This is a genomic window from Microcystis sp. M20BS1, from assembly GCF_020245305.1.
Lineage (GTDB): Bacteria > Cyanobacteriota > Cyanobacteriia > Cyanobacteriales > Microcystaceae > Microcystis > Microcystis ichthyoblabe_A.
Genome location: NZ_JADBUZ010000187.1, coordinates 59,906 through 79,113, shown reverse-complemented (window position 1 = coordinate 79,113; position 19,208 = coordinate 59,906). Strand labels below are relative to the sequence as shown.

General features: G+C 44.7%; 15 protein-coding genes and 2 pseudogenes. 8 read left to right on the top strand and 9 right to left on the bottom strand.

The annotated features are described in order from the left end of the window. Positions 1 to 845 precede the first annotated feature (845 nt). From IM507_RS18550 to IM507_RS18540, 3 genes are all read left to right on the top strand, one after another. Positions 846 to 1,940 (top strand): fatty acid desaturase family protein, encoded by a 1,095-nt coding sequence (locus IM507_RS18550; protein ID WP_287637496.1) that lies wholly within the window; start codon positions 846 to 848, stop codon positions 1,938 to 1,940. A 286-nt stretch (positions 1,941 to 2,226) separates the two neighbouring features. Next, a complete protein-coding gene (gene pgsA, locus IM507_RS18545) occupies positions 2,227 to 2,754 on the top strand; it encodes a CDP-diacylglycerol--glycerol-3-phosphate 3-phosphatidyltransferase (RefSeq protein WP_002743356.1) in 528 nt (175 codons plus the stop codon). A 143-nt stretch (positions 2,755 to 2,897) separates the two neighbouring features. Beyond that, positions 2,898 to 4,112 carry a calcium-binding protein gene (locus IM507_RS18540; protein ID WP_287637495.1) on the top strand — a complete coding sequence of 405 codons (1,215 nt, stop codon included), beginning with the start codon at positions 2,898 to 2,900 and terminating at the stop codon, positions 4,110 to 4,112. Position 4,113: 1 nt separating this feature from the next. On the opposite strand, the gene IM507_RS18535 is transcribed toward IM507_RS18540, so the two are convergent. From IM507_RS18535 to IM507_RS18515, 5 genes are all read right to left on the bottom strand, one after another. Next, positions 4,114 to 4,275 (bottom strand): hypothetical protein, encoded by a 162-nt coding sequence (locus IM507_RS18535; RefSeq protein ID WP_287637494.1) that lies wholly within the window; start codon positions 4,273 to 4,275, stop codon positions 4,114 to 4,116. A gap of 322 nt (positions 4,276 to 4,597) precedes the next feature. Continuing rightward, the gene (locus IM507_RS18530) at positions 4,598 to 6,850 is read right to left on the bottom strand and encodes a PBP1A family penicillin-binding protein (RefSeq protein ID WP_287637493.1); all 2,253 of its coding nucleotides are present in this window, start codon (positions 6,848 to 6,850) and stop codon (positions 4,598 to 4,600) included. A 91-nt stretch (positions 6,851 to 6,941) separates the two neighbouring features. Further along, positions 6,942 to 7,466, bottom strand: a complete 525-nt coding sequence (ilvN, locus tag IM507_RS18525) for an acetolactate synthase small subunit (RefSeq protein ID WP_287637492.1) — start codon at positions 7,464 to 7,466, stop codon at positions 6,942 to 6,944. Positions 7,467 to 7,627: 161 nt separating this feature from the next. Next, complete coding sequence (locus IM507_RS18520; RefSeq protein ID WP_287637491.1) at positions 7,628 to 9,247, bottom strand: ABC transporter substrate-binding protein; 1,620 nt, start codon at positions 9,245 to 9,247, stop codon at positions 7,628 to 7,630. 346 nt (positions 9,248 to 9,593) lie between these two features. Continuing rightward, positions 9,594 to 10,133: a pentapeptide repeat-containing protein gene (locus IM507_RS18515; RefSeq protein ID WP_002731606.1), complete on the bottom strand. Its 540-nt coding sequence runs from the start codon at positions 10,131 to 10,133 to the stop codon at positions 9,594 to 9,596. 69 nt (positions 10,134 to 10,202) lie between these two features. Between IM507_RS18515 and IM507_RS18510 the strand changes: the two genes are divergently transcribed. Then, positions 10,203 to 10,820 (top strand): DedA family protein, encoded by a 618-nt coding sequence (locus IM507_RS18510; RefSeq protein ID WP_002734739.1) that lies wholly within the window; start codon positions 10,203 to 10,205, stop codon positions 10,818 to 10,820. Between the two features lie 625 nt (positions 10,821 to 11,445). Here the strand turns inward: IM507_RS18510 and IM507_RS18505 are convergent. The 3 genes from IM507_RS18505 to menB form a co-directional block, all read right to left on the bottom strand. Further along, positions 11,446 to 12,252, bottom strand: a complete 807-nt coding sequence (locus IM507_RS18505; RefSeq protein ID WP_002793470.1) for a TylF/MycF/NovP-related O-methyltransferase — start codon at positions 12,250 to 12,252, stop codon at positions 11,446 to 11,448. A 118-nt stretch (positions 12,253 to 12,370) separates the two neighbouring features. After that, entirely contained in the window at positions 12,371 to 12,673 is a 303-nt protein-coding gene (locus tag IM507_RS18500; RefSeq protein ID WP_002799864.1) for an RNA recognition motif domain-containing protein, read from the bottom strand. A 254-nt stretch (positions 12,674 to 12,927) separates the two neighbouring features. Further along, positions 12,928 to 13,761, bottom strand: a complete 834-nt coding sequence (menB, locus tag IM507_RS18495; protein WP_002743375.1) for a 1,4-dihydroxy-2-naphthoyl-CoA synthase — start codon at positions 13,759 to 13,761, stop codon at positions 12,928 to 12,930. Between the two features lie 157 nt (positions 13,762 to 13,918). Between menB and IM507_RS18490 the strand changes: the two are divergent. The 3 genes and pseudogenes from IM507_RS18490 to IM507_RS18480 all read left to right on the top strand — a co-directional run. Next, a pseudogene (locus tag IM507_RS18490) lies at positions 13,919 to 14,354 on the top strand (IS30 family transposase); the annotation flags it as partial. Further along, positions 14,343 to 14,498 (top strand): annotated as a pseudogene (locus tag IM507_RS18485) (transposase); the annotation flags it as partial. The pseudogenes IM507_RS18490 and IM507_RS18485, both read left to right, overlap by 12 nt. A gap of 64 nt (positions 14,499 to 14,562) precedes the next feature. Continuing rightward, on the top strand, positions 14,563 to 15,846 hold the full coding sequence (locus IM507_RS18480) for a TldD/PmbA family protein (protein WP_004157944.1): 1,284 nt from the start codon (positions 14,563 to 14,565) through the stop codon (positions 15,844 to 15,846). Positions 15,847 to 16,192: 346 nt separating this feature from the next. Here IM507_RS18480 and IM507_RS18475 read toward each other — a convergent pair whose 3' ends face one another. Continuing rightward, complete coding sequence (locus IM507_RS18475) at positions 16,193 to 17,875, bottom strand: hypothetical protein (protein ID WP_123230096.1); 1,683 nt, start codon at positions 17,873 to 17,875, stop codon at positions 16,193 to 16,195. A 258-nt stretch (positions 17,876 to 18,133) separates the two neighbouring features. On the opposite strand from IM507_RS18475, the gene arsM reads away from it, so the two are divergent. Then, positions 18,134 to 19,108, top strand: coding sequence for an arsenosugar biosynthesis arsenite methyltransferase ArsM (arsM, locus tag IM507_RS18470; RefSeq protein ID WP_002775340.1), 975 nt, complete (start codon positions 18,134 to 18,136; stop codon positions 19,106 to 19,108). Positions 19,109 to 19,208 lie beyond the last annotated feature (100 nt).

Genomic DNA, 19,208 nt, shown 5'->3' with positions numbered 1-19,208 from the left:
TTTGCGGCAAAAAGCTTTTCCTAGGGGCAGGGTGTGGGGTGTGGGGTTTTACCTATTTTGAGGTAGTCAGTTACCTAATTTTCAGGGAAAAAGTACCTGAATTTTCCCCCCGATCCCCGCAACGGCTGGCACTTTTTGAGGTCAAAAAAGTCTAAAAGTCTGATCCAACAAGGTTTTTAGATTTATTCAGCAAGCCCTATGTAAGTTAAACTTATCACACAGAACCTAGAAGAGCCAAAATAAGTACCCAAGCAAAATTAATTACACATATCTAACCCCGCTCTTGCCTCTTGCCTATCTTCACTAGGAAATTAATTTTGCACGACTACTTAGGGACTTGCGTAGGAATAATATCCCAGCCAGAAATCGCTCTGTAGAAGAACCAGACCAGCCAGATGGCACATTATCAAAGCGCAAGTCCCTAACACCTCGAAGGCTCTCCCCCTACTTAAGGTGATCAGCAAACCTGAGCGATCGGAGGGCGCAAGCATTGCGCCCCTACAGTAACGGATTTTGTCCACAATGTAGGGGCGAACTGCGTTCGCCCAAAAGGTACATTATCAAAGCGCAAGTCCCTAGTACAAAAGTACCTAATGCTCATCCCTATCACCGGCTACAGGTATCTGCTATCTGATTAGGTAAAAACCGAGGATTTTTTGCAAGCGTAGCAAAGAAATTGAGCGATTCCCTTGCCAAGCGCACCTCTTTCTCTGACAATAGATGAGAGACTGATGAGAAACTATCAGTTGTAGTGAGACAGCCTTAGCAAACCAGTCAAAGACTCATAAATTCACTCTGAGCTGCCACAAATTGCCGTCATACCAACTTCTAGGACAAAAATAGGAATGCGAGTAACCTTTACCGAAAATCAGGGTTTTAGAAAGGAATTGAATAAACGGGTTGATGCTTATTTTACTGAAAACGGCATCCCCACCAGAGATAATTTGGCCATGTACCTGAAGACAATCACGATTTTAACTTGGGTAATTGCCGCTTGGTTATTTGTGCTTTTTGGTCCGGATATCTGGTGGCTAAAAATCATCGGTTGTCTGGTTTTAGGAGCAGGATTAGCAGGGATTGGTTTTAGCATTGGTCATGATGCCAACCATGGCGGCTATTCTAGTAAAAAATGGGTTAATTCTCTCCTTGGCATGACCTACGATTATATCATCGGCGCTTCCAGTTATCTCTGGCGTTTTCGTCATAACTATCTCCATCATACCTACACCAATGTTTTAGGGTACGATCTGGAAATTCACGGGGATGGTGTGGTGCGAATGACTCCCCATGCCGAGCATAAATGGTATCATCGATATCAACATTTATTTATCCCAATCCTCTACGCTATAATTCCTATCTATTGGTCATTCTCTGATGTGCGCTCTATCCTCTTTCGTCATCGTTTTGGCGAGATTAAAATTCCCAATCTTAAAGCGATCGATCTATTTGTTTTATTGAGCGGAAAAGTTGTTTATCTCTTTTGGTTTATTGGCATTCCTCTCTTAGTTGGTTATAGTCCCCTAGAAATAGCGATCGGTTTTCTCATTGTTTTTATGACCTATGGAGTGCTTGCCTGTCATGTATTTATGTTAGCTCACGTTTTGGAACCCGCCGAATTTATTCAACCCTCGGCAGCTAATCAAATCGAAGACGAATGGGCAATCTTTCAAGTGCGAACTACCGTAGATTTTGCTCCTAAAAATGTCTTTTTAAATTGGTATTTAGGAGGATTAAATTATCAAGTTGTTCACCATCTTTTTCCGCAAATTTGTCATATTCACTACCCCAAAATTGCCCCAATTTTAGCGGAAGTGTGCCAAGAATTTGGCGTTAATTATGCCGTTTATCCCACCTTGCGAGGTGCTTTAGCTTATAATTATCGTTGGCTCAGGCAATTAGGCAATAAACAAAGTAATTTCGATCTCAAATTAGCCAGCTAAAATCAGTTATCAGTTATCAGTTATTAGTTATCAGTTTTTAGTTATCAGGTTTCAGGTTTCAGGTTTCAGGTTTCAGTGAATAGATAGTAAGTACCTAAGCAAAATTAATTACACATATCTAACCCCGCTCTTGCCTCTTGCCTATCTTCACTAGGAAATTTATTTTGCACGACTACTTATTAAGCGACAAGCTCAGAGCTGCCTTTTGACTGATAACTGATAACTGATAACTGATTACTGCTCACTGATCACTGATCACTGATTACTGTTTACTGCTCACTGAAAAATGAACCTACCCAACTCGATTACCCTATCGCGACTCTTGGGACTGCCATTAATTTTATACTGGTTGCATCAAGGCACAGAAATCGATCGCTGGTTAAGTTTAATTATCTTTCTGATTGCTGCCAGCACCGATTGGCTCGATGGTTATCTAGCGCGAAAATTGGATCAAATCACCGAATTAGGGAAATTTCTCGATCCTTTGGTCGATAAATTGCTGGTTCTCGCTCCTCTTTTAGCTCTCATTGAAATGGATGTAATTGCCGCTTGGGGAGTATTTTTGATTCTTGCTCGGGAATTAGCGATCGCTGGTTGGCGCATTAATCCCAATTTAACGGGAAATAGCGACATAAAAGGGGCTAATTGGTGGGGAAAAAGCAAAACAGTCAGCCAAATTATCGCTATCGCTCTCTTAATCGCTCCCTTGCCTTCTGAATATAATTTAATTGCTCAGGGGGCTTTTTGGCTATCAGTAACATTAACCTTAATTTCTGGGGTGATCTATATCATACCCAGCCAAAAATTAACCTAGAATTGATAAAAACTTAACCATTAGCAATAATTCCGGAAACAAGCCTAGAAAACAGGGTTGTATTTTTTTTCTCGGTATATAATAATCGGGAGGAGGACTATCAAACTCTTCACATTCAAACATATCATTACAAAGGAAAAACCATGGCCACTATAACCACATCATTCGCCTCCCTCCTCACCACTGGTGCTAATTTCAATCCTGCTACCACTGTTTCAGTGCGTAATTTCATAAACACCTTTAATGATATCCTCATTCATGTATCAGGATCAGAGCTTAACATTACCAGCGATAATCTCACTTCCGAGCGCACTTTAACTCCCGGCGGCGATACAGCTTGGAGAATAACCAACTTCGGCAGTAATGCTAACGTAACCCTTTTCCGCTACGGTGGAGGCTTTTCTAAGTCCTTTTTCCTGCTAGCAAATAGCTTTACCTATGTTAGAGGTGGGGCTGCCGGCACTTATCAACTAAGCGGTGATACTGATAACACGATACCGAAAGCGACGAATCCTAACCCTCCAAATGGGATCCGGAATTTCGTCACCACCGATTCCTATAACATTGTAGGCAGTGCGTTCGACGATACCCTAAGCGGTTTCGGTGCACGGGATACCATATTTGGTGGCGACGGAAACGATAGCCTACTTGGTCAAGCCGGCGCGGATACTCTACACGGTGACAATGGACACGACACCCTACTTGGTGGATCGGGAAACGATAGCCTAGATGGGGACGTGGGAAACGATAGCCTAGATGGTGGCTCGTTAAACGATACCCTAATCGGTGGATCGGGAAGCGATACCCTACTTGGTAACTCGAACAACGATACCCTAGATGGTGGCACGGAAGACGATAGCCTAGATGGTGGCACGAACGACGATACCCTAATCGGTGGCGACGGGAACGACAACCTATTTGGTGACTCGGAAAACGATAGCCTACTTGGTGGCACGGGAGACGATAGCCTAGATGGTGGCACGGAAGACGATACCCTAATCGGTGGCGACGGGAACGACACCCTAACTGGTGATCTTGGTATTGACTGGTTTGTTTACAACAATTCCAGCGAAGGCGTTGACAGCATCACCGATTTTACCATCACTGACGGTGATGTCATTGTACTTTCTTCCGGTGGTTTCGGCGGACTGACTACCATTGGCAGTACTTTGAATCCTAGCCTATTCGCGACAGCTGAAAATGGCACTGCCAAAATTATCTACAGTGTCGTCGGTGGTGTCGGTACTTTATCATTTGACCAAGACCTTGGTAATACTGGTGGTCTGGTTACAATCGCAAACATTGCTGGCTCTGGCGCAGCGAGTCTCAATGCAAGCAATATTCAGGTGATTGCCTAATCTATTCCTGTCCATCCCCTGCGGTGGGTTGGGCAGTGGTGGATTTTTGGGGTAAAATCAAGCCACCAGAAATAATCTCTGTGGGTGTGTTAGCTAGGACTAGGACACCCTTATTATGTAGGAAGTCTCTGGTTTTAGGGAACTCTGGAACAGGCAACGGCAACGGTAGCTAGTCCTAAGTAGGGTTTGCTGAATAAGTAGGGGCGAAGCATTCGGATAGAAAATCTACCTTTTCACCGATAGGTTATTGTCCGAATGCTTCGCCCCTACAGGACGCGGGCCGATGAAGACCCAAGGTTTTGAACGACGATTCTCTCAAAATCTTGCACCTGTGGGAGCGAGAAAAGCCCCAAAACCTTTACTTTGCCTACATTTCAAATTTATTCAGCAAACCCTAAGTACCTAAGCAAAATTAATTACACATATCTAACCACCTCTTGCCTATCTTCACTAGGAAATTAATTTTGCACGACTACTTATTGGGATTAATTTTGTGTAGTGATTAACTGACGGTGATAATCGCCCCATAACCGGGCTGCCTGTTGACTACTGCCGGAAGTGGGAGAATTGTTGTCATTCCCTAACCAAATGCCTGTCACCCAGTGGCGACGGGGAAGATAACCGATAAACCAAAGATCCACATAATTATTAGTAGTTCCCGTTTTACCCGCTTCTCCCATGCCAATACTGGCAGCGCCGCCTGTACCATTAGTTATCACCCCCCGCAAGAGGCTATTCATCGTCTCGGCGGTTTTAGGGGAGATTACCTGCTGATTTCTCTCGCTATCCTCGCCATAGTCATAAATAACCCGACAGGTACTCAAATTCTCCACATTTTTACAGTCGGAAGCGTCGAGAATGCGTTTAATGGCGTGGGGACGATTCCAGCGCCCACCATGGTCAAAAACCCCATAAGCTCCGGTCATTTCTAAGACATTTACCTCGCTTTGCCCTAAAATTAACCCCGGTACAGCATTTAAAGGTGATTTTACTCCTAAACGTTCCGCTACATTGACCACATTACTTAATCCTGCCTCGCGAGCAATGCGAAGGGCGACACTATTTTCCGATTGCGCTAAACCTTGAAACATATTGATGGCCCCGCTACTGCGTTCGCAGGGAGAATAGGCCTGTCCTTGCCAAGAGAGTCCAGCGCAGGTATAGGTTTTATAGGGCGATATTCCCTTTTCTAGGGCGGCAGTATAAGCAAATACCTTAAAAGTGGAACCGGGTTGACGTTTAGCTTGGATAGCGCGGTTAAATTGGCTTTTTTGATAATCAACTCCCCCGACTAAAGCGAGAATTTCCCCGGTTTGACTGTTTAGGGTAACTAAAGCACCTTGGGAGTATCGATAGCGGGGGCCTTGGTTTAAAATATGAGTTTTTAAGCTTTTTTCTGCGATCGCTTGCAGCCGGCGGTCTAAACTGGTTTCAACGATAAAATTGCCCTCTTTCGCCACTTCTTCCCCTAAAAGGTCTTGTAATTCCTCGAAAACGTAACTATAAAAATATGGTGCAATCGTACTAGATAGGGATTTTTTGGCTTGGGGACTGATTTCAATGCGGGATCTGCGAGCGCTGGCGGCCGCTTCCGGGGAAATCATGCCTAATTGAGCCATGCGATCGATGACACGATTGCGTAATTGTACAGAAGTGTCGTAATCTTGAATGGGATTAAATCGATTCGGAGCGGGTAACATAGCCACAAGGGTGGCAGCCTCGGAGATATCTAAATCTCTAGCGGATTTATCGAAATAAAAGCGGGCTGCGTCTTCAAAACCGTAACCGGCCAGACCGAGATAAACTCGATTGAGATAGGTTTTGAGAATTGTATCCTTACTATAGACCGCTTCTAATTGTAAAGCGACCACAGCCTCCCGGAGTTTGCGACCAGCAGTATTTTGGCGACCGACTTCGGGGAATAAACTACGCGCTAACTGTTGAGTCAGGGTACTGGCCCCCTGATGAATGCCTTGACGTTCCCGATTAATCATAACAGCCCGGACAATCCCCAAAGGATCAACGCCAAAATGCCAGTAAAAACGACTATCTTCGGAAGCGACAAGCGCCTTGGGCAAATAGGGAGAAAAATCGCCCAGATTATCTAATTCTTGGTGAGTTTCCTGTCGCCTGGGATTGAGGGGAGTTTGACCATCCCTAGGGTAAACCACCACCGGACCGCTCACCCCGGAAGGGAGTGGATAAACATTAACTCTGCGACTTTCCCAGATAATCCCTAGAACTAATAAACCGAAAATACCTCCCGCACCATAGAAACCATAGCGCAAAAGTCGCGCCCACAGGGGAGGGGGACAGTAATAGGAGATGGTGACACAATTGGCTAAGTCTGGGGGTGCCAGGGTAAAGGTATCACCATGACGCAGGGAAACGCTTTTCAGACGACGTTTACCCATATAAACCCCGTTGGTGGAGTTTTCATCTGTGAGCAGGAAATGATGGGGATTTTTCGGGTCCCGCTGCAGGGAACAATGAATCTGACTGACTACGGTATTACGGATAGTAATATCACAGGAACTGGAACTACGACCCAACAAATAGCGATCGCCAATAAGGGGATATTTGCTTTCCCCGCTGCCATTCTCGTCTTTAAGGCGTAATTCGGGAACTCTCGCCCCTTTTTTGAGATTTACCGACTGAAAATTCACCTTTCCTTGCAATTTCTGCACGGCAACGGTGACAATTTGACTAATTTGGGTTTTCGGCGACTGGTTAGACATAGTTTTTATCAGCTTCTGAAGGCAATAGGGGAAGCGGGGAAATGGGGAATTTCAACTAAAACCCTAACACCCCCATTCATCCCCAATATCCCTAAATTGCCATTTTAGCCTCTAAAGCTTTCAGGTATTCCGTATTGACTCCCGACTCGCGAATCAGAGCAATTTTACCGGTACGCGCCACTTCACGAACGCCAAATTTATTCAGCATCTGCATAATCGCCACCATTTTACCTGGATCCCCCACCACTTCGATGGTCAGGGTTTCCTCGGAAATATCCACAATTCGCGCTCGGAATACCTGCGCTAATTCGATTACTTCCGCTCGGCGCTCGGCGGTAGCATTAACTTTAATCAGCATTAATTCCCTTTCCACACAAGGGGTTTGGGTGATATCCTGCACCTTGAGGACGTTAATTAATTTGTAAAGTTGTTTGGTTAACTGTTCGATGCTGTTCTCGTCCCCCGGTACTACCATCGTAATCCGAGAAACTCCCATTTGTTCGGCAGGACCGACGGCTAGACTTTCAATATTAAAGCCGCGACGGGCAAATAATCCAGCAATACGGGTTAAGACTCCCGCTTCATCTTCAACTAATACGGATAATGTGTGTTTCATGGCGATTTATCTACACAACCTATATTTGACTATTGTAAGACAGAAGGCAAGGCCAGAACCGCTTGTTTTCGCCTCACGACGATAAGAAATTTTAACAGATAAAATTCCCCTAGCAGCAGGGCGAGCCGGGGAGCAAAAGCTGACGGCTAACTCATGATTAATTATCGGGATTTTTGGGCAATTGTCCAAAAGGGAAAAGTTTGACTGGGATTGATGATAACTCCCGTGATGCCATTGCGAGCAAAAGCATATTCTTTGGTTTGCCAAAGGGGAATATAGGGAACTTCATCGGCGAGAATTTCTTGAATTTTGCCAAAAATTTGCTTTCTTTTAGCTGGGTTACTTTCCCGACGGGATTGGGCGATTAATTGATTCATTTCTTGACTATAAAAAAATGAGCCTTGACTTTGGGATCCTCCTTCTTCGCAGCCAGTTTCTGGGGAACCTTTAGCACAATCTAAAAAGGGATAAATATAGTTATCTGCATCCAAAAAATCGGGATACCAATTGGATAGAGCAGTGGTATAAAGTCCCCGGCTAATATTACGGAAAAAGGCTGCTCCTAGGATACTATTGGGTTCAAATTGAATCATATTATCTAAATCCCGTTTTGCTAGAGCTTTCATCACTGCCGCCACGCTGCTGGAAGTTATCGATCCCGAGGAGTGCCAAACTTCTACAATTGCGGGGTTTTCTGGACTATAACCAGCAGTTTTTAGTAATTGTTTGGCTTGTTCTATGTTATGGTTGCCATAGCGCTCTTTAAACACCGGTTGTGACTCGGAAAAAGTAGTAGGAATGAGACTAAAAAGAGGGATGCCTTGACCTTGTAAAATGCGATCATTAAGTAAATCTCGATCGACTAGAGAAGCAATTGCTTGTCGCACTAAAATATTATCGGTGGGTTCACTTTTGAGATTGACGCTCATAAAGTTAATTGCTGCCCCAGAAGATTCGATCGCTTGCCATTTTCCTTGGACTGCTTCTGTGCGTAATTTTCTCACTTGAGGAGGCAGTAAAGATTGATAGGCAATATCCACCGCACCTGTTTGAAAACCGTTAAATAAATTGGCAGGATTCGAGAGATAAATTTGCACATTAACTCCCTTATTTTTGGCCGGTTCTCCCCAATAGCGATCGAAGGCTTCTAAACTAAAAGAATCGCTGGTAACTGCTTTTAATCGATAATGTCCTGTGCCGATAAATTCTTCGGGTTTAAATTTACCTTCGCCAATTTGATAAAATTTGGGTGAAACCGCACAGGCTCCGGGATAAGCTAAAAGAGCGGGAAAAGCGGCAAAAGGTCTGGTTAATTTAATAGTAATTTCGTCCTCTTTGCTGGCGGTGATTTTATCAATTGTATCCCGGAGAAGAAAGGAAGGTTCCCCACCATTTTTGATAAATCTTTCTAGAGAAAACTTCATCGCCTCTGCGTTAAAAACCGTGCCATCATGAAAGATAACTCCTCGACGTACTGGGATAGTATAAGTCAAACCATCGGGGCTAATTTGCGGCAATTCCGTGGCTAGGAGAGGCTTTAAATTAGTGGTTCCTTCGGCGTAGGTGTAGAGAGTTTCACCGAGATTATAAATAATAAAAAGTCCCGCTAACTCATAACTATCGGCAGGATCGATCGAGCGTGGTTTTAGGGTTGTCCCAATTATCAGGCGATCGCTATTCCCCTGGGGTAAATTGGAATTAGTGGACTGACAGCCCACGGTCAGAAGAAGACAGAGGCAAAATAAACTTAAATAGCGGTAAAGTTGGCGTAAAGATCTCATCGAGGGCGATTAACGGCAGCTAGGTATCGATCAATCCTATCATTTTTGAGGATAATCTTTTCTACTAGGTTCTCTTAAGGAACTGGGTTGATTGCTTAATTGGTTGGGTAAAATTCTTCAATAACTGCACTGATTACCCAGACAATTAAACTAAATTTTCTGGTGGAGAATGGCAAAAACTTGACCAATTTGGCCAAGAGGAAGACTTAGGGTAGAAAAGGGGTTAAATGGTTCAGAATAGCTGGAGCTATGGAGGCAGATAAACAGGGGAATGGGTCAGATTTTTAAACCTAGATCAGGTTCCAGCAACGAATTAGAAACTCATCTTCTTTTATCTATCAGCCATTTAGGTTAATCCTGTCCCTTCCAAACAAGCTCGATCGAAAATTGCCCCCGTGGTTACTGCCGAGGCTAAATTAGCACAAAGAAGATTGGCATCAGTAAAATTTGTTCCGCGTAAAATCGCCCCGAAAAAAATTGCTTCCTCTAAATCGGTAGCTGATAGATCTGCCCCGGACAGATTAGCGCTAGTAAAATCCGCTTGGGTTAAAATCGCCCCGACAAAACTCACTCCCCGGCCATCGACACCGCGAAAATCTGCCCCAGACAAATCTAGATGATTAAAAACCGCCCCGGCTAAAAAAGCGCCGGCCAAACTTGCCCCAGTGACGATCGCATCGAGGAGAATTGCCCCGCGTAAATCGGCATTACGAAAATCTGCTCCCCTTAAATTTGCCCCTGTGAGGTCAGCACCGCGTAAATTTGCGCGTAAATTCGCCCCTGCTAGGTCTGCACCCGCTAAATCAGCCCCTGCCAAGTTCATGCCCGCTAAATCTTTTATCTCACCCTGACGAATTGCTAATAAATCAATACTGGGAAAAGTCATGTTCAGCCACGGTTAAATACTGTAAAAATATCTTAGAATATTCGTAAACCTTTGTTAAGAAAGCGCTCCATGTCCCTAGAGCTATTATCCCTAGAAAATATTGAAGAAATCGCCCACCAATACGGATACTGGGCAGTATTTATCGGCATCACCCTGGAAAATACGGGGATTCCCATCCCGGGAGAAACCATCACCATTGTCGGCGGCTTCCTTGCCGGTAGCGGTGATTTAAACTATTGGTTAGTTTTAGTCAGCGCAATTACAGGAGCAGTTTTGGGCGATAATTTTGGCTATTGGCTCGGTCGCGCTGGAGGTTGGCCGTTTTTGTTAAAAGTTGGCAAATTCTTTCGGATTCCGCCTCAAAAACTAGAATTAGCCAAGGATCAATTTAGTAAAAATGCACCCCGGGCGGTCTTTTTCGGTCGCTTCGTGGCTTTGTTAAGAATCTTTGCCGGTCCCATGGCGGGAATTGCCCGAATGCCCTACGGTCGCTTTTTTCTCTGTAATCTGGGTGGGGCGACGGTGTGGGCGACGATTATGGTGACATTGTCTTTCTTTTTAGGCCGTTTGTTCCCCTTGCACCAGTTAGTCAGTTCTATGGCTCGTTTTGGTATCTTGGCTTTAATTATCGTCCTAGCCTGGACAATTATTCACCCCATCCTTGAGTCACGGAAAACGGCGGTTTAAGGCCATGACGGGGAGCTGGTGCGTTTGTTGCGTCGGAATATCGATTGGTTGTGGCAGATTCCCCAACTACCTAGGGTTTGCTGAAAAAGTACTAGGCTGGGGTCAGGAGTCGGTCGTCAGTAGCCGGTCGTCGGGAGGGGAAGTCAGAATAACAGAATGACCTCGCACGTCTGCAAGTGGAACCCTTCCCAATCGAAGAGCGAAAGTGCAAGGGTTTTGAGTCCCCATTCCCATTTCTCAACGTTCGTTTCTGGGACTTTTTTAGCCAAAAAAGTCCCAAAACCATTTTATAGCAAGGCTTAAACTGATATTCAGCCAACCCTAAATAGGGTTGGCTGAATAAATCTAAAAACCTTGTTGGGTAAGACTTTTAGACTTTTTGTCAATCAAAAAGTACCAAATATGGGAGTGATCGGGGGGAAAATTCAGGGACTTTTTCCCTGAAAATTAGGTAATTGACCCCCTCAAAATCGGTAAAACCCTACACCCCACACCCCACACCCTACCCCCACGAAAAACTTTTTGCCGCAAACCCTAAATAGGGTTTGGTTCTGTATTTACCCCCGACACATCGGATATTCACAGGCAATTTACGGGTACAGACGAACGGATATCTTTGCGTCTGTTAGCCTTTTTTCGTCAAAACGATGAAATGTCCGTATCGAGTATCTGGAATCATGTACTCATAGACCTTTTCCCGATCATTTTTATCTTGAATAAATTCATCTACAGCCGTCTTTGGGCCCGAAGAAAAGAAACCGTAGTCATCGACGATGATAATCGCTCCGGGGGGGGTGATCGGGTGGAGAAACTCTAGTACCTGTTTGATTGGTTCGTACAGATCGAAATCCACATAGGCGAAAGAAACCCTCGCTGGTAAATTTTCCCCTCGCTCGAGGATTCGATCGAAAAATCCTTTGTGAATTACATAGCGATGTTCGGGAAAAGAAATCTTCCGTAATCGCTCTAGAACCATTCCCTCACGGCATCGCATTTTTCCCCTATAGGCTTCCATATTCCCCAAATCGAAAATATCGTGGAGCAAGTGATCTTTTTCCGAGGGGGCGGGCAAACCTTGAAAGGAATCGAATAGATGTAAGGTCTTGTCCGTTCCGGCGATTTCATTGGCGATCAGTGCGGAGGTTTCTCCCTGCGCCACACCAAACTCGCACACATCGCCCTCTACCTCCCGACACCAGGCTAAACCCTGCACGAGATAATAGGCCTCTGAAGGAGGCGTGCCGAGCAATGTGGTTAATAGATGCAGACGAAGATCGTTAGGCTCTATTACGGGATCGGACTCGTTGAGCTTTCCCTCGTAGGCCTGTGCCAGATTAGCGAAATTATCGAACCAGATCGGCAGCTCCGATGTGCGGTGGAGCGGTTCATCCTCGAGCGAGGACGAGGTCAGAGCAATGGATTGATCATTCATAGCTGTTACCCATTTAAAATGGGTATTAGGATGTTAGAAAACAAACGCAGATTTATTAATTATCGATAAGAAAGCGGTTATCAGAAATAACCGCTTCTGGAATTTTCCAAGAATCTGTTTAACGTTCCCGGCGCCCGAAGTTTTTGCGCTCACCACCGCCACCACCGCCAAAATTATCTTCTTTGGGACGAGCTTTGTTGACTTTCATCTGTCGTCCCATCCATTCGGCCCCGTCAAGAGTTTCGATCGCTTTTGCTTCTTCCTCATCGGAGGACATTTCCACAAAACCAAAACCGCGCATTTTACCCGTTTCCCGATCTACGGGCAAGTAAACGCGACTAACCGTGCCGTATTCAGCGAATACCTCTTTCAAGTCATCTGTCGTGACGTCATAAACCAGATTACCAACGTAAATCGTCATGGATTGTCTCCCAATATCACAGCCATTTCGAGAAGGAGATCGGACACAACCCAGTCAAGGCCATCAGGGAAAAACCACTTCTGTTTGAAACCAATGCTGCTACCGAACCTAACTACTCTCTCTAAACTAGCATAGCTTATCAGTGATCAGTTATCAGTGATCAGTAGGAGTAGGGAGTATTAAGTGAGCAGTATTATAGGGCAGTTTTCTGCTTTCTTTTCACTGATTACTGTTTACTGTTTACTGCTCACTGATTAGGGTAGCCAAGGATATTGACTAAAATCGGGGGGACGTTTTTCGAGGAAAGCCTGTTTACCTTCAGCCCCTTCGGCGGTCATATAGTAGAGTAGAGTGGCATTACCCGCCAACTCCTGTAAACCCGCTTGACCATCACAATCAGCATTAAAAGCCGATTTTAGGCAGCGAATCGCCAAGGGACTTTTTTCGAGAATTTCTAAGGACCATTTAACCCCTTCCTGCTCTAATTCCTCTACCGGGACGACATGGTTAACCAAACCCATTTCTAACGCTTGTTGGGCATTATACTGCCGACAGAGAAACCAAATCTCGCGAGCTTTTTTCTGACCCACTACCCGGGCCAGATAACTAGAGCCAAAACCGCCGTCAAAACTGCCCACTTTCGGACCGGTCTGGCCAAAAATGGCGTTATCCGCCGCTAAGGTTAAATCACAAACCAAGTGTAAAACATGACCGCCCCCGACCGCATAACCTGCCACCAGCGCGATAACTACCTTGGGGATGGAGCGAATTAATTTCTGTAAATCCAGCACATTGAGCCGGGGTACGCCATCATCGCCAATATAACCCGCCTGACCGCGCACCGTCTGATCGCCGCCGGAACAAAAAGCATATTTGCCATCGCTGTGGGGACCCGCACCCGTGAGCAATACTACCCCAATGCGGGCATCCTCGCGAGCATCACAGAAAGCGTCGTAAAGCTCAAAAACTGTCTTCGGACGGAAGGCATTACGCTTATGGGGTCGATTGATGGTAATTTTGGCGATCCCCCCCCATTTATGGTAAAGAATATCCTCGTAGGTTTTGACGGATTGCCATTCAACGCTCATAGTCTCGGTTATAGGCACAGCTTTTTTACCTTACCTCATTTTGTCCCCCACGTTGAAGCAGGGAGCGCCAGAATAGGGGAATGGATAGTTGACGGACAAGGTTTAAAGCCGATTCCCTTCTTGATATTTTCTGACTATTTATTCAAAATATATTGATCCTAGTCGTGTAGATATCAGCGAGCGACCAGCAATTGCTGACCATAAAACCGAAATCGGTTATTGGGAAAGTGACACAATGATTGGAGGAAATTATCGAGGAATTATCGTTACATATATGGACAAAGCCTCGAAATTTTTAGTAGCAGGATTAGCCAAAAACAAAACCGCATCGGAAATCAACCCTTGTCACAGAAAAACTTTCCCACGAGATTCACCCTGACCAAAGAAAAACCTTTACTTGTGACAAGGTTAAAGAATTTTGTGGACATCAAGAGTTGAGTCAGAAACTAGGAGCAGATTTTTATTTTGCTACTTCTTATCATTCGTGGGAGAGGGGATTAAACGAGCATACCAATGGACTATTGAGACAATTTTTTGCCAAAAGAACGAATTTGAAAATCCTTAAACCAGAGCAGGTAGAAAGAGCGGTTTCTAGTGGCAGATATAAACAAGCTGCTTATCCTAAATCAGATGGGAAAGATGCTCTTTGGTCTCCTAGTTATTTTGTTTCTTCTGTGGGAGGTGTGCCATTGGCAGTTCTTAAGTGCTATATTAGAGATCAAGAAAAACTGTCGTGAAACGAAGGGGTTTTAAACCCAAATTTTCGCTAATCAGATAGCCATTATCTCAAAAACTATCACCATGACGATCGATCCGCAACAACTCATCGAACTGGCTCTCAAATCGGGAGCAGTGGCAGCCGAAGTTTATCAATCTTCCTCCCTTTCCCATCCCGTTTTTTTTGAGGCTAATCGTCTCAAACAGCTAGAAAGTTCCGAATCTGTGGGAACTGCCTTAAGATTATGGCGCGAGGGTTGTCCGGGGTTAGCGGTGGGTTATGGTGATGTGGAACCGGAAATTTTAGTAGAAACAGCGTTAAATTTATCCTATCTCAATGCCCCCGAAGAAATCGAATTTTCGGCACCACGACAGGCAATTTATGACCCGATTGGCCAGGATGTGGCGGTAGAATCTTTAATCGAGATGGGTAATCAAATGATTGGCCAAATTCGCCAAGTTTATCCTGAGGTTATTTGTAGTGGTGAATGGGAATGTGAACGGGAAATCACCCGTTTAGTTAATTCCCAGGGTTTATATTGTCAATATACCGATACAGCTTTGAGTTATTATCTGGGGATTGAATGGGTGCGGGGGGAGGATTTTCTCGCGGTTTATGATGGGGAATATACTCGCAGTACACCTCATCCCGAAACCGTAATTAAACAGTTATTGCAGCGACTACAATGGGCCGCCAATAATGTGGATAGTCCCACAGGTAAATTACCAATTTTATTGACTGCTAATGCAGTTACCCTGTTATGGGGTACGGTGGCGATGGCTTTAAATGGTAAACAGATCTTAGAAAAATCCTCGCCCTGGAGTGATAAAATCGGTCAATTGGTTATGTCAGAACAGTTGACTTTATCTCAACAACCGGAGCGAGAACCCTATAGTTGTCCCTTTGATGATGAGGGAACTCCCACCAAATTTTTATCTTTAATTGAACGAGGTAGAGTTAAAGAATTCTATAGCGATCGTACCACGGCCAGACTATTAAAAACTACTCCGACGGGAAACGGTTTTCGTCCCGGGTTAGGGGTTTATCCTATGCCAGATTTAGTTAATCTAATCGTGGCACCGGGAGAGGGAACTTTAGAGGATTTAATCTCGCAAATAGATGAAGGTCTAGTTATTGACCAAATTTTAGGTCATGGGGCCGATATTTCGGGCGATTTTTCTGTCAATATCGATCTGGGTTATCGCATAGAAAAGGGCAAAATCACTGGACGAGTTAAAGATACAATGGTAACGGGAAATGTTTATACTGCTTTGCAGAATTTAATCGCTCTTGGATCCGATAATCAATGGAATGGTTCCTGTTATACCCCCTCGCTAATCGTTGATAGTTTATCGGTGGTGGGGTAAATCAGTTATCAGTTATCAGTTGACCGATTACTGTTCACTGTTTACTGACCACTGAAATTACTAGGTGTAGGGCTAATTCCAGAATTAGCCCTACAATAGGCGTTGTCAAATTGAAAGATGCTCCGAATCAGCACCGGAACTAAAATTACTGTGATAGCTAAGGATTGCACTGCATCTTTCCTATTCTGATCTAACAATGCTTAATTTTTTGGGGCTTTATTTGACCTGAAAATAAGGGGTTCGCAGGTAGGCACGGATTCCCATTCTATAAGAAATTATCGGTCAAGTCGTGGGGTTTTGTCAAGCTTTTTTGGAAAAAAATTTAACCGATGTGAGTCGGTATTTTTCAGCTGGGCATTAACGCTTTAGTTGCCGAGGCACCAAGGCGATTTAATTGCCGATTAATTTGCCATCCGAGGAGGGTTAAACCCAACCACTGACCGAAGATTGCCAAAGCGAAAGAGGGAAGTGTAGCGTATTTAGTAGCGGCAATGGGAAGAAAAGTAAAAAACCATAAAAGCGGAGATTGACTGGGATCAACTCGCAGGACAGCGAAACAGAGGAAGGGGAAAATAATCAAAATGCCGATGCTAGTGGCTGCCAGCAAAGCGCGTTTATTTGTGCTGCCTAACATCAATAATTGGGCGATAGCGGCATAGACTAAAATCATGTTCATTGCCAAGAGAAACCCGGCTGCAGTGGCTAGTTTATATTGATGGAGAGGGGCGATAAAAATAGCGGGAAGGATGAATAAAATGGCAATGGCGACGTTAACAGCCATGGCTAGGGTAGAAGGGCTTTTTTCGCCAAAGATTAGAGCTTTCCCCAGACTAATGCCCGTTTTTCCTTGCAGATGACGATAGCGCGCCCAATCTTGGAGAGTTTGACGGGGGGGAGTGAGGGCAAAAAGGATTAACAAGCCAAAAATTGCCACAAAAACGCTAAGAATGACAAAATTATCGAAAAGATAGCTCGGTTCCAGAGTTTGGAAGACAAAACCTAGGCTAATGGCGCTAAAACAGCCCATCATCCAGTAACTTTGGGGTTTACTAACAAGAGTAGCGAGGGGATTATGGAAGCGACGCTGGATAATTCTGGTTAAACCGTAGGTACAGAGGGCGAAATTGAGCAAAATTAAGCCAATACCCATTATAACGGATTGCCAGAGAGATTGACCGTACCAACGCAGATCGAAGATTTGTGAGATTCCTAGATAGCGTACCGCATCGGGGGGGAGAAAGGTAGATTTAACTAGATAGGGAAGGAAAAAACTAGGATTAAAGAGAATTAACCAATCAAAGGGGGTACGGGAACCGCCATAGCCCGATAAAGTAAAAATACTGCTATAAAACACAAAGATTAAGACTGTAGCACTGCCTAACCAGGGTTGAAATCCTCCTAACCATGGCGTGGCTAAAGCGAAACTAAGGGCAGCATGATAGAAAAAGGCACAACTAGCGATCAGAACCGCGTAGAAGGCTAAAATTAACGACAAGGGAATACCTGCTAATAAACCCGCCCCCAAGTGAAAGGGTAAAGCGAGAAGACAGACGAGATAGAGGAGAATGGGAACCCCGAAAATTTTGCCGATAAAAATCGTTTTGGCGGGTTGGGGACTCAGACGGATAAAATTAAGTGTACCTCGGCGCTCTTCCCCAGAAAGATCGGCAATTAATTGATAGGTTCCCACCACTAAAAGAGCGAAAATGCCGGTAATACTCAGAAAAGTGAAGATATCTAACCACCATAACCGGGAGATAATCATCCATTGACCATTTAAGTCTTGGATACAGTATTTAAGCCCACTATAGGGATAATAGTCGTTGTTATTGGGGGGATTAGCGGTACAGTAACGACTAAATCCCGCTCCTACTGGCAAGAGATTTTGATAGTACAAGTAAACTAATAATTGACCAACAAGGGAGATAATCGAGGCGATCGAGATATTTTTCGGGGTTAATCTTCCTTGCCATTCTCGCATAATTTGCGGGTTGGTTTCCGTAAGGCGATCGATTATTGTCAGTATCATATTTCTGTCCTCTCTACAGCCGTCAACAGGAGCTAATCCTAGATTAACCCGGTAACTTCTCGATCGGTTTGGGGATGAAGAAATCCCTCGATATGCAGCTAAGTAGCTGGTTATAATTAAATTAAAAAGGGATTTTAGGTTCGATCCCTCCTGAAATCCGCTCTTGATCAGGGGGGTGCCGATCCACCCTGCTAAGATAGCGTTGGGCGAGGATGCGAAGTAAGTCCTTGAATTGATCAGAGAAAAGGAGTTTAAAGGATGAAAATGACTTATCTGGAAGCTACTGCCAAATTTTACAGCGAAGTAGCCCAAACTCCCGAAGTGGGGCTATGTTGTGTTCAAAGCAGTCCTTTGCAACTGCCGGGGTTAAAAATCCCCGCCATTATGCAGGAGATGAACTATGGTTGTGGCACGACGGTGCAGGTTAATGAATTGGGCAATTCTCCCAGGGTTTTGTATGTGGGTGTGGGTGGTGGTTTAGAAGCACTGCAATTCGCCTATTTTTCCCGTCGTCCGGGGGGAGTCATTGCGGTGGATCCAGTGCCGGAAATGCGTTGGGCAGCCCAAAGAAATCTCGGCGAAGCACTGCCAGAAAATCCCTGGTTTAGTCTCGATTTTGTGGAAATTAAAGATGGTTCCGCTTTTGAATTGCCGGTGGAGGATGCCTCCGTCGATGTAGTGGCGCAGAATTGTCTTTTTAATATCTTTAAACCAGCCGATTTACAGTTAGCTTTACGCGAGGCTTTTCGCGTCTTAAAACCGGGAGGACGTTTACTGATGAGTGATCCGATCGCCCCTCGTCCAATTCCTGAACATTTGCAAGAAGATCAGCGTTTAAGGGCTATGTGTCTATCGGGGGCCTTGACCTACGATGATTATATTCAACAGTTGATTGCTGCTGGTTTTGGTCAGGTAGAAATTCGGGCCCGTCGTCCCTATCGTTTACTGGACTGTCAGAGTTATAATTTAGCCAAGCCGCTCCTCTTAGAAAGTTTGGATTCCGTTGCTTTTAAAGTAGCTATTCCCGAAGATGGGGCCTGTATTTTTACCGGCAAAACTGCTATTTATACTGGTACGGAGGCAATTTTTGATGATGGTGCTGGGCATATTTTAGCCAAAGGATTACCAGTGGCCGTCTGTGATAAAACTGCGAGCAACTTAGCTCGTTTGTCTCCCCAAGATATCCTCATCACCGAGTCCACTTGGCACTATAATGGGGGCGGTTGCTGTTAAAAAAGTACGGTCGAGGCAAGTTCGATCCCTCAGTTATCAGTTATCAGTTATCAGTTACCAGTTACCAGTTATCAGTTATCAGTTACCAGTTATCAGTTAT

Excerpts from the sequence above, each read along its gene's own strand:
- IM507_RS18550 (WP_287637496.1), top strand. The coding sequence starts at position 846 with ATGCGAGTAACCTTTACCGAAAATCAGGGTTTTAGAAAGGAATTGAAT.
- arsM (WP_002775340.1), top strand. The coding sequence starts at position 18,134 with ATGAAAATGACTTATCTGGAAGCTACTGCCAAATTTTACAGCGAAGTA.
- IM507_RS18475 (WP_123230096.1), bottom strand. The coding sequence starts at position 17,875 with ATGATACTGACAATAATCGATCGCCTTACGGAAACCAACCCGCAAATT.
- IM507_RS18540 (WP_287637495.1), top strand. The coding sequence starts at position 2,898 with ATGGCCACTATAACCACATCATTCGCCTCCCTCCTCACCACTGGTGCT.
- pgsA (WP_002743356.1), top strand. The coding sequence starts at position 2,227 with ATGAACCTACCCAACTCGATTACCCTATCGCGACTCTTGGGACTGCCA.
- IM507_RS18505 (WP_002793470.1), bottom strand. The coding sequence starts at position 12,252 with ATGAATGATCAATCCATTGCTCTGACCTCGTCCTCGCTCGAGGATGAA.
- IM507_RS18480 (WP_004157944.1), top strand. The coding sequence starts at position 14,563 with ATGACGATCGATCCGCAACAACTCATCGAACTGGCTCTCAAATCGGGA.
- menB (WP_002743375.1), bottom strand. The coding sequence starts at position 13,761 with ATGAGCGTTGAATGGCAATCCGTCAAAACCTACGAGGATATTCTTTAC.
- IM507_RS18530 (WP_287637493.1), bottom strand. The coding sequence starts at position 6,850 with ATGTCTAACCAGTCGCCGAAAACCCAAATTAGTCAAATTGTCACCGTT.
- IM507_RS18500 (WP_002799864.1), bottom strand. The coding sequence starts at position 12,673 with ATGACGATTTACGTTGGTAATCTGGTTTATGACGTCACGACAGATGAC.
- IM507_RS18520 (WP_287637491.1), bottom strand. The coding sequence starts at position 9,247 with ATGAGATCTTTACGCCAACTTTACCGCTATTTAAGTTTATTTTGCCTC.
- IM507_RS18510 (WP_002734739.1), top strand. The coding sequence starts at position 10,203 with ATGTCCCTAGAGCTATTATCCCTAGAAAATATTGAAGAAATCGCCCAC.
- IM507_RS18515 (WP_002731606.1), bottom strand. The coding sequence starts at position 10,133 with ATGACTTTTCCCAGTATTGATTTATTAGCAATTCGTCAGGGTGAGATA.
- ilvN (WP_287637492.1), bottom strand. The coding sequence starts at position 7,466 with ATGAAACACACATTATCCGTATTAGTTGAAGATGAAGCGGGAGTCTTA.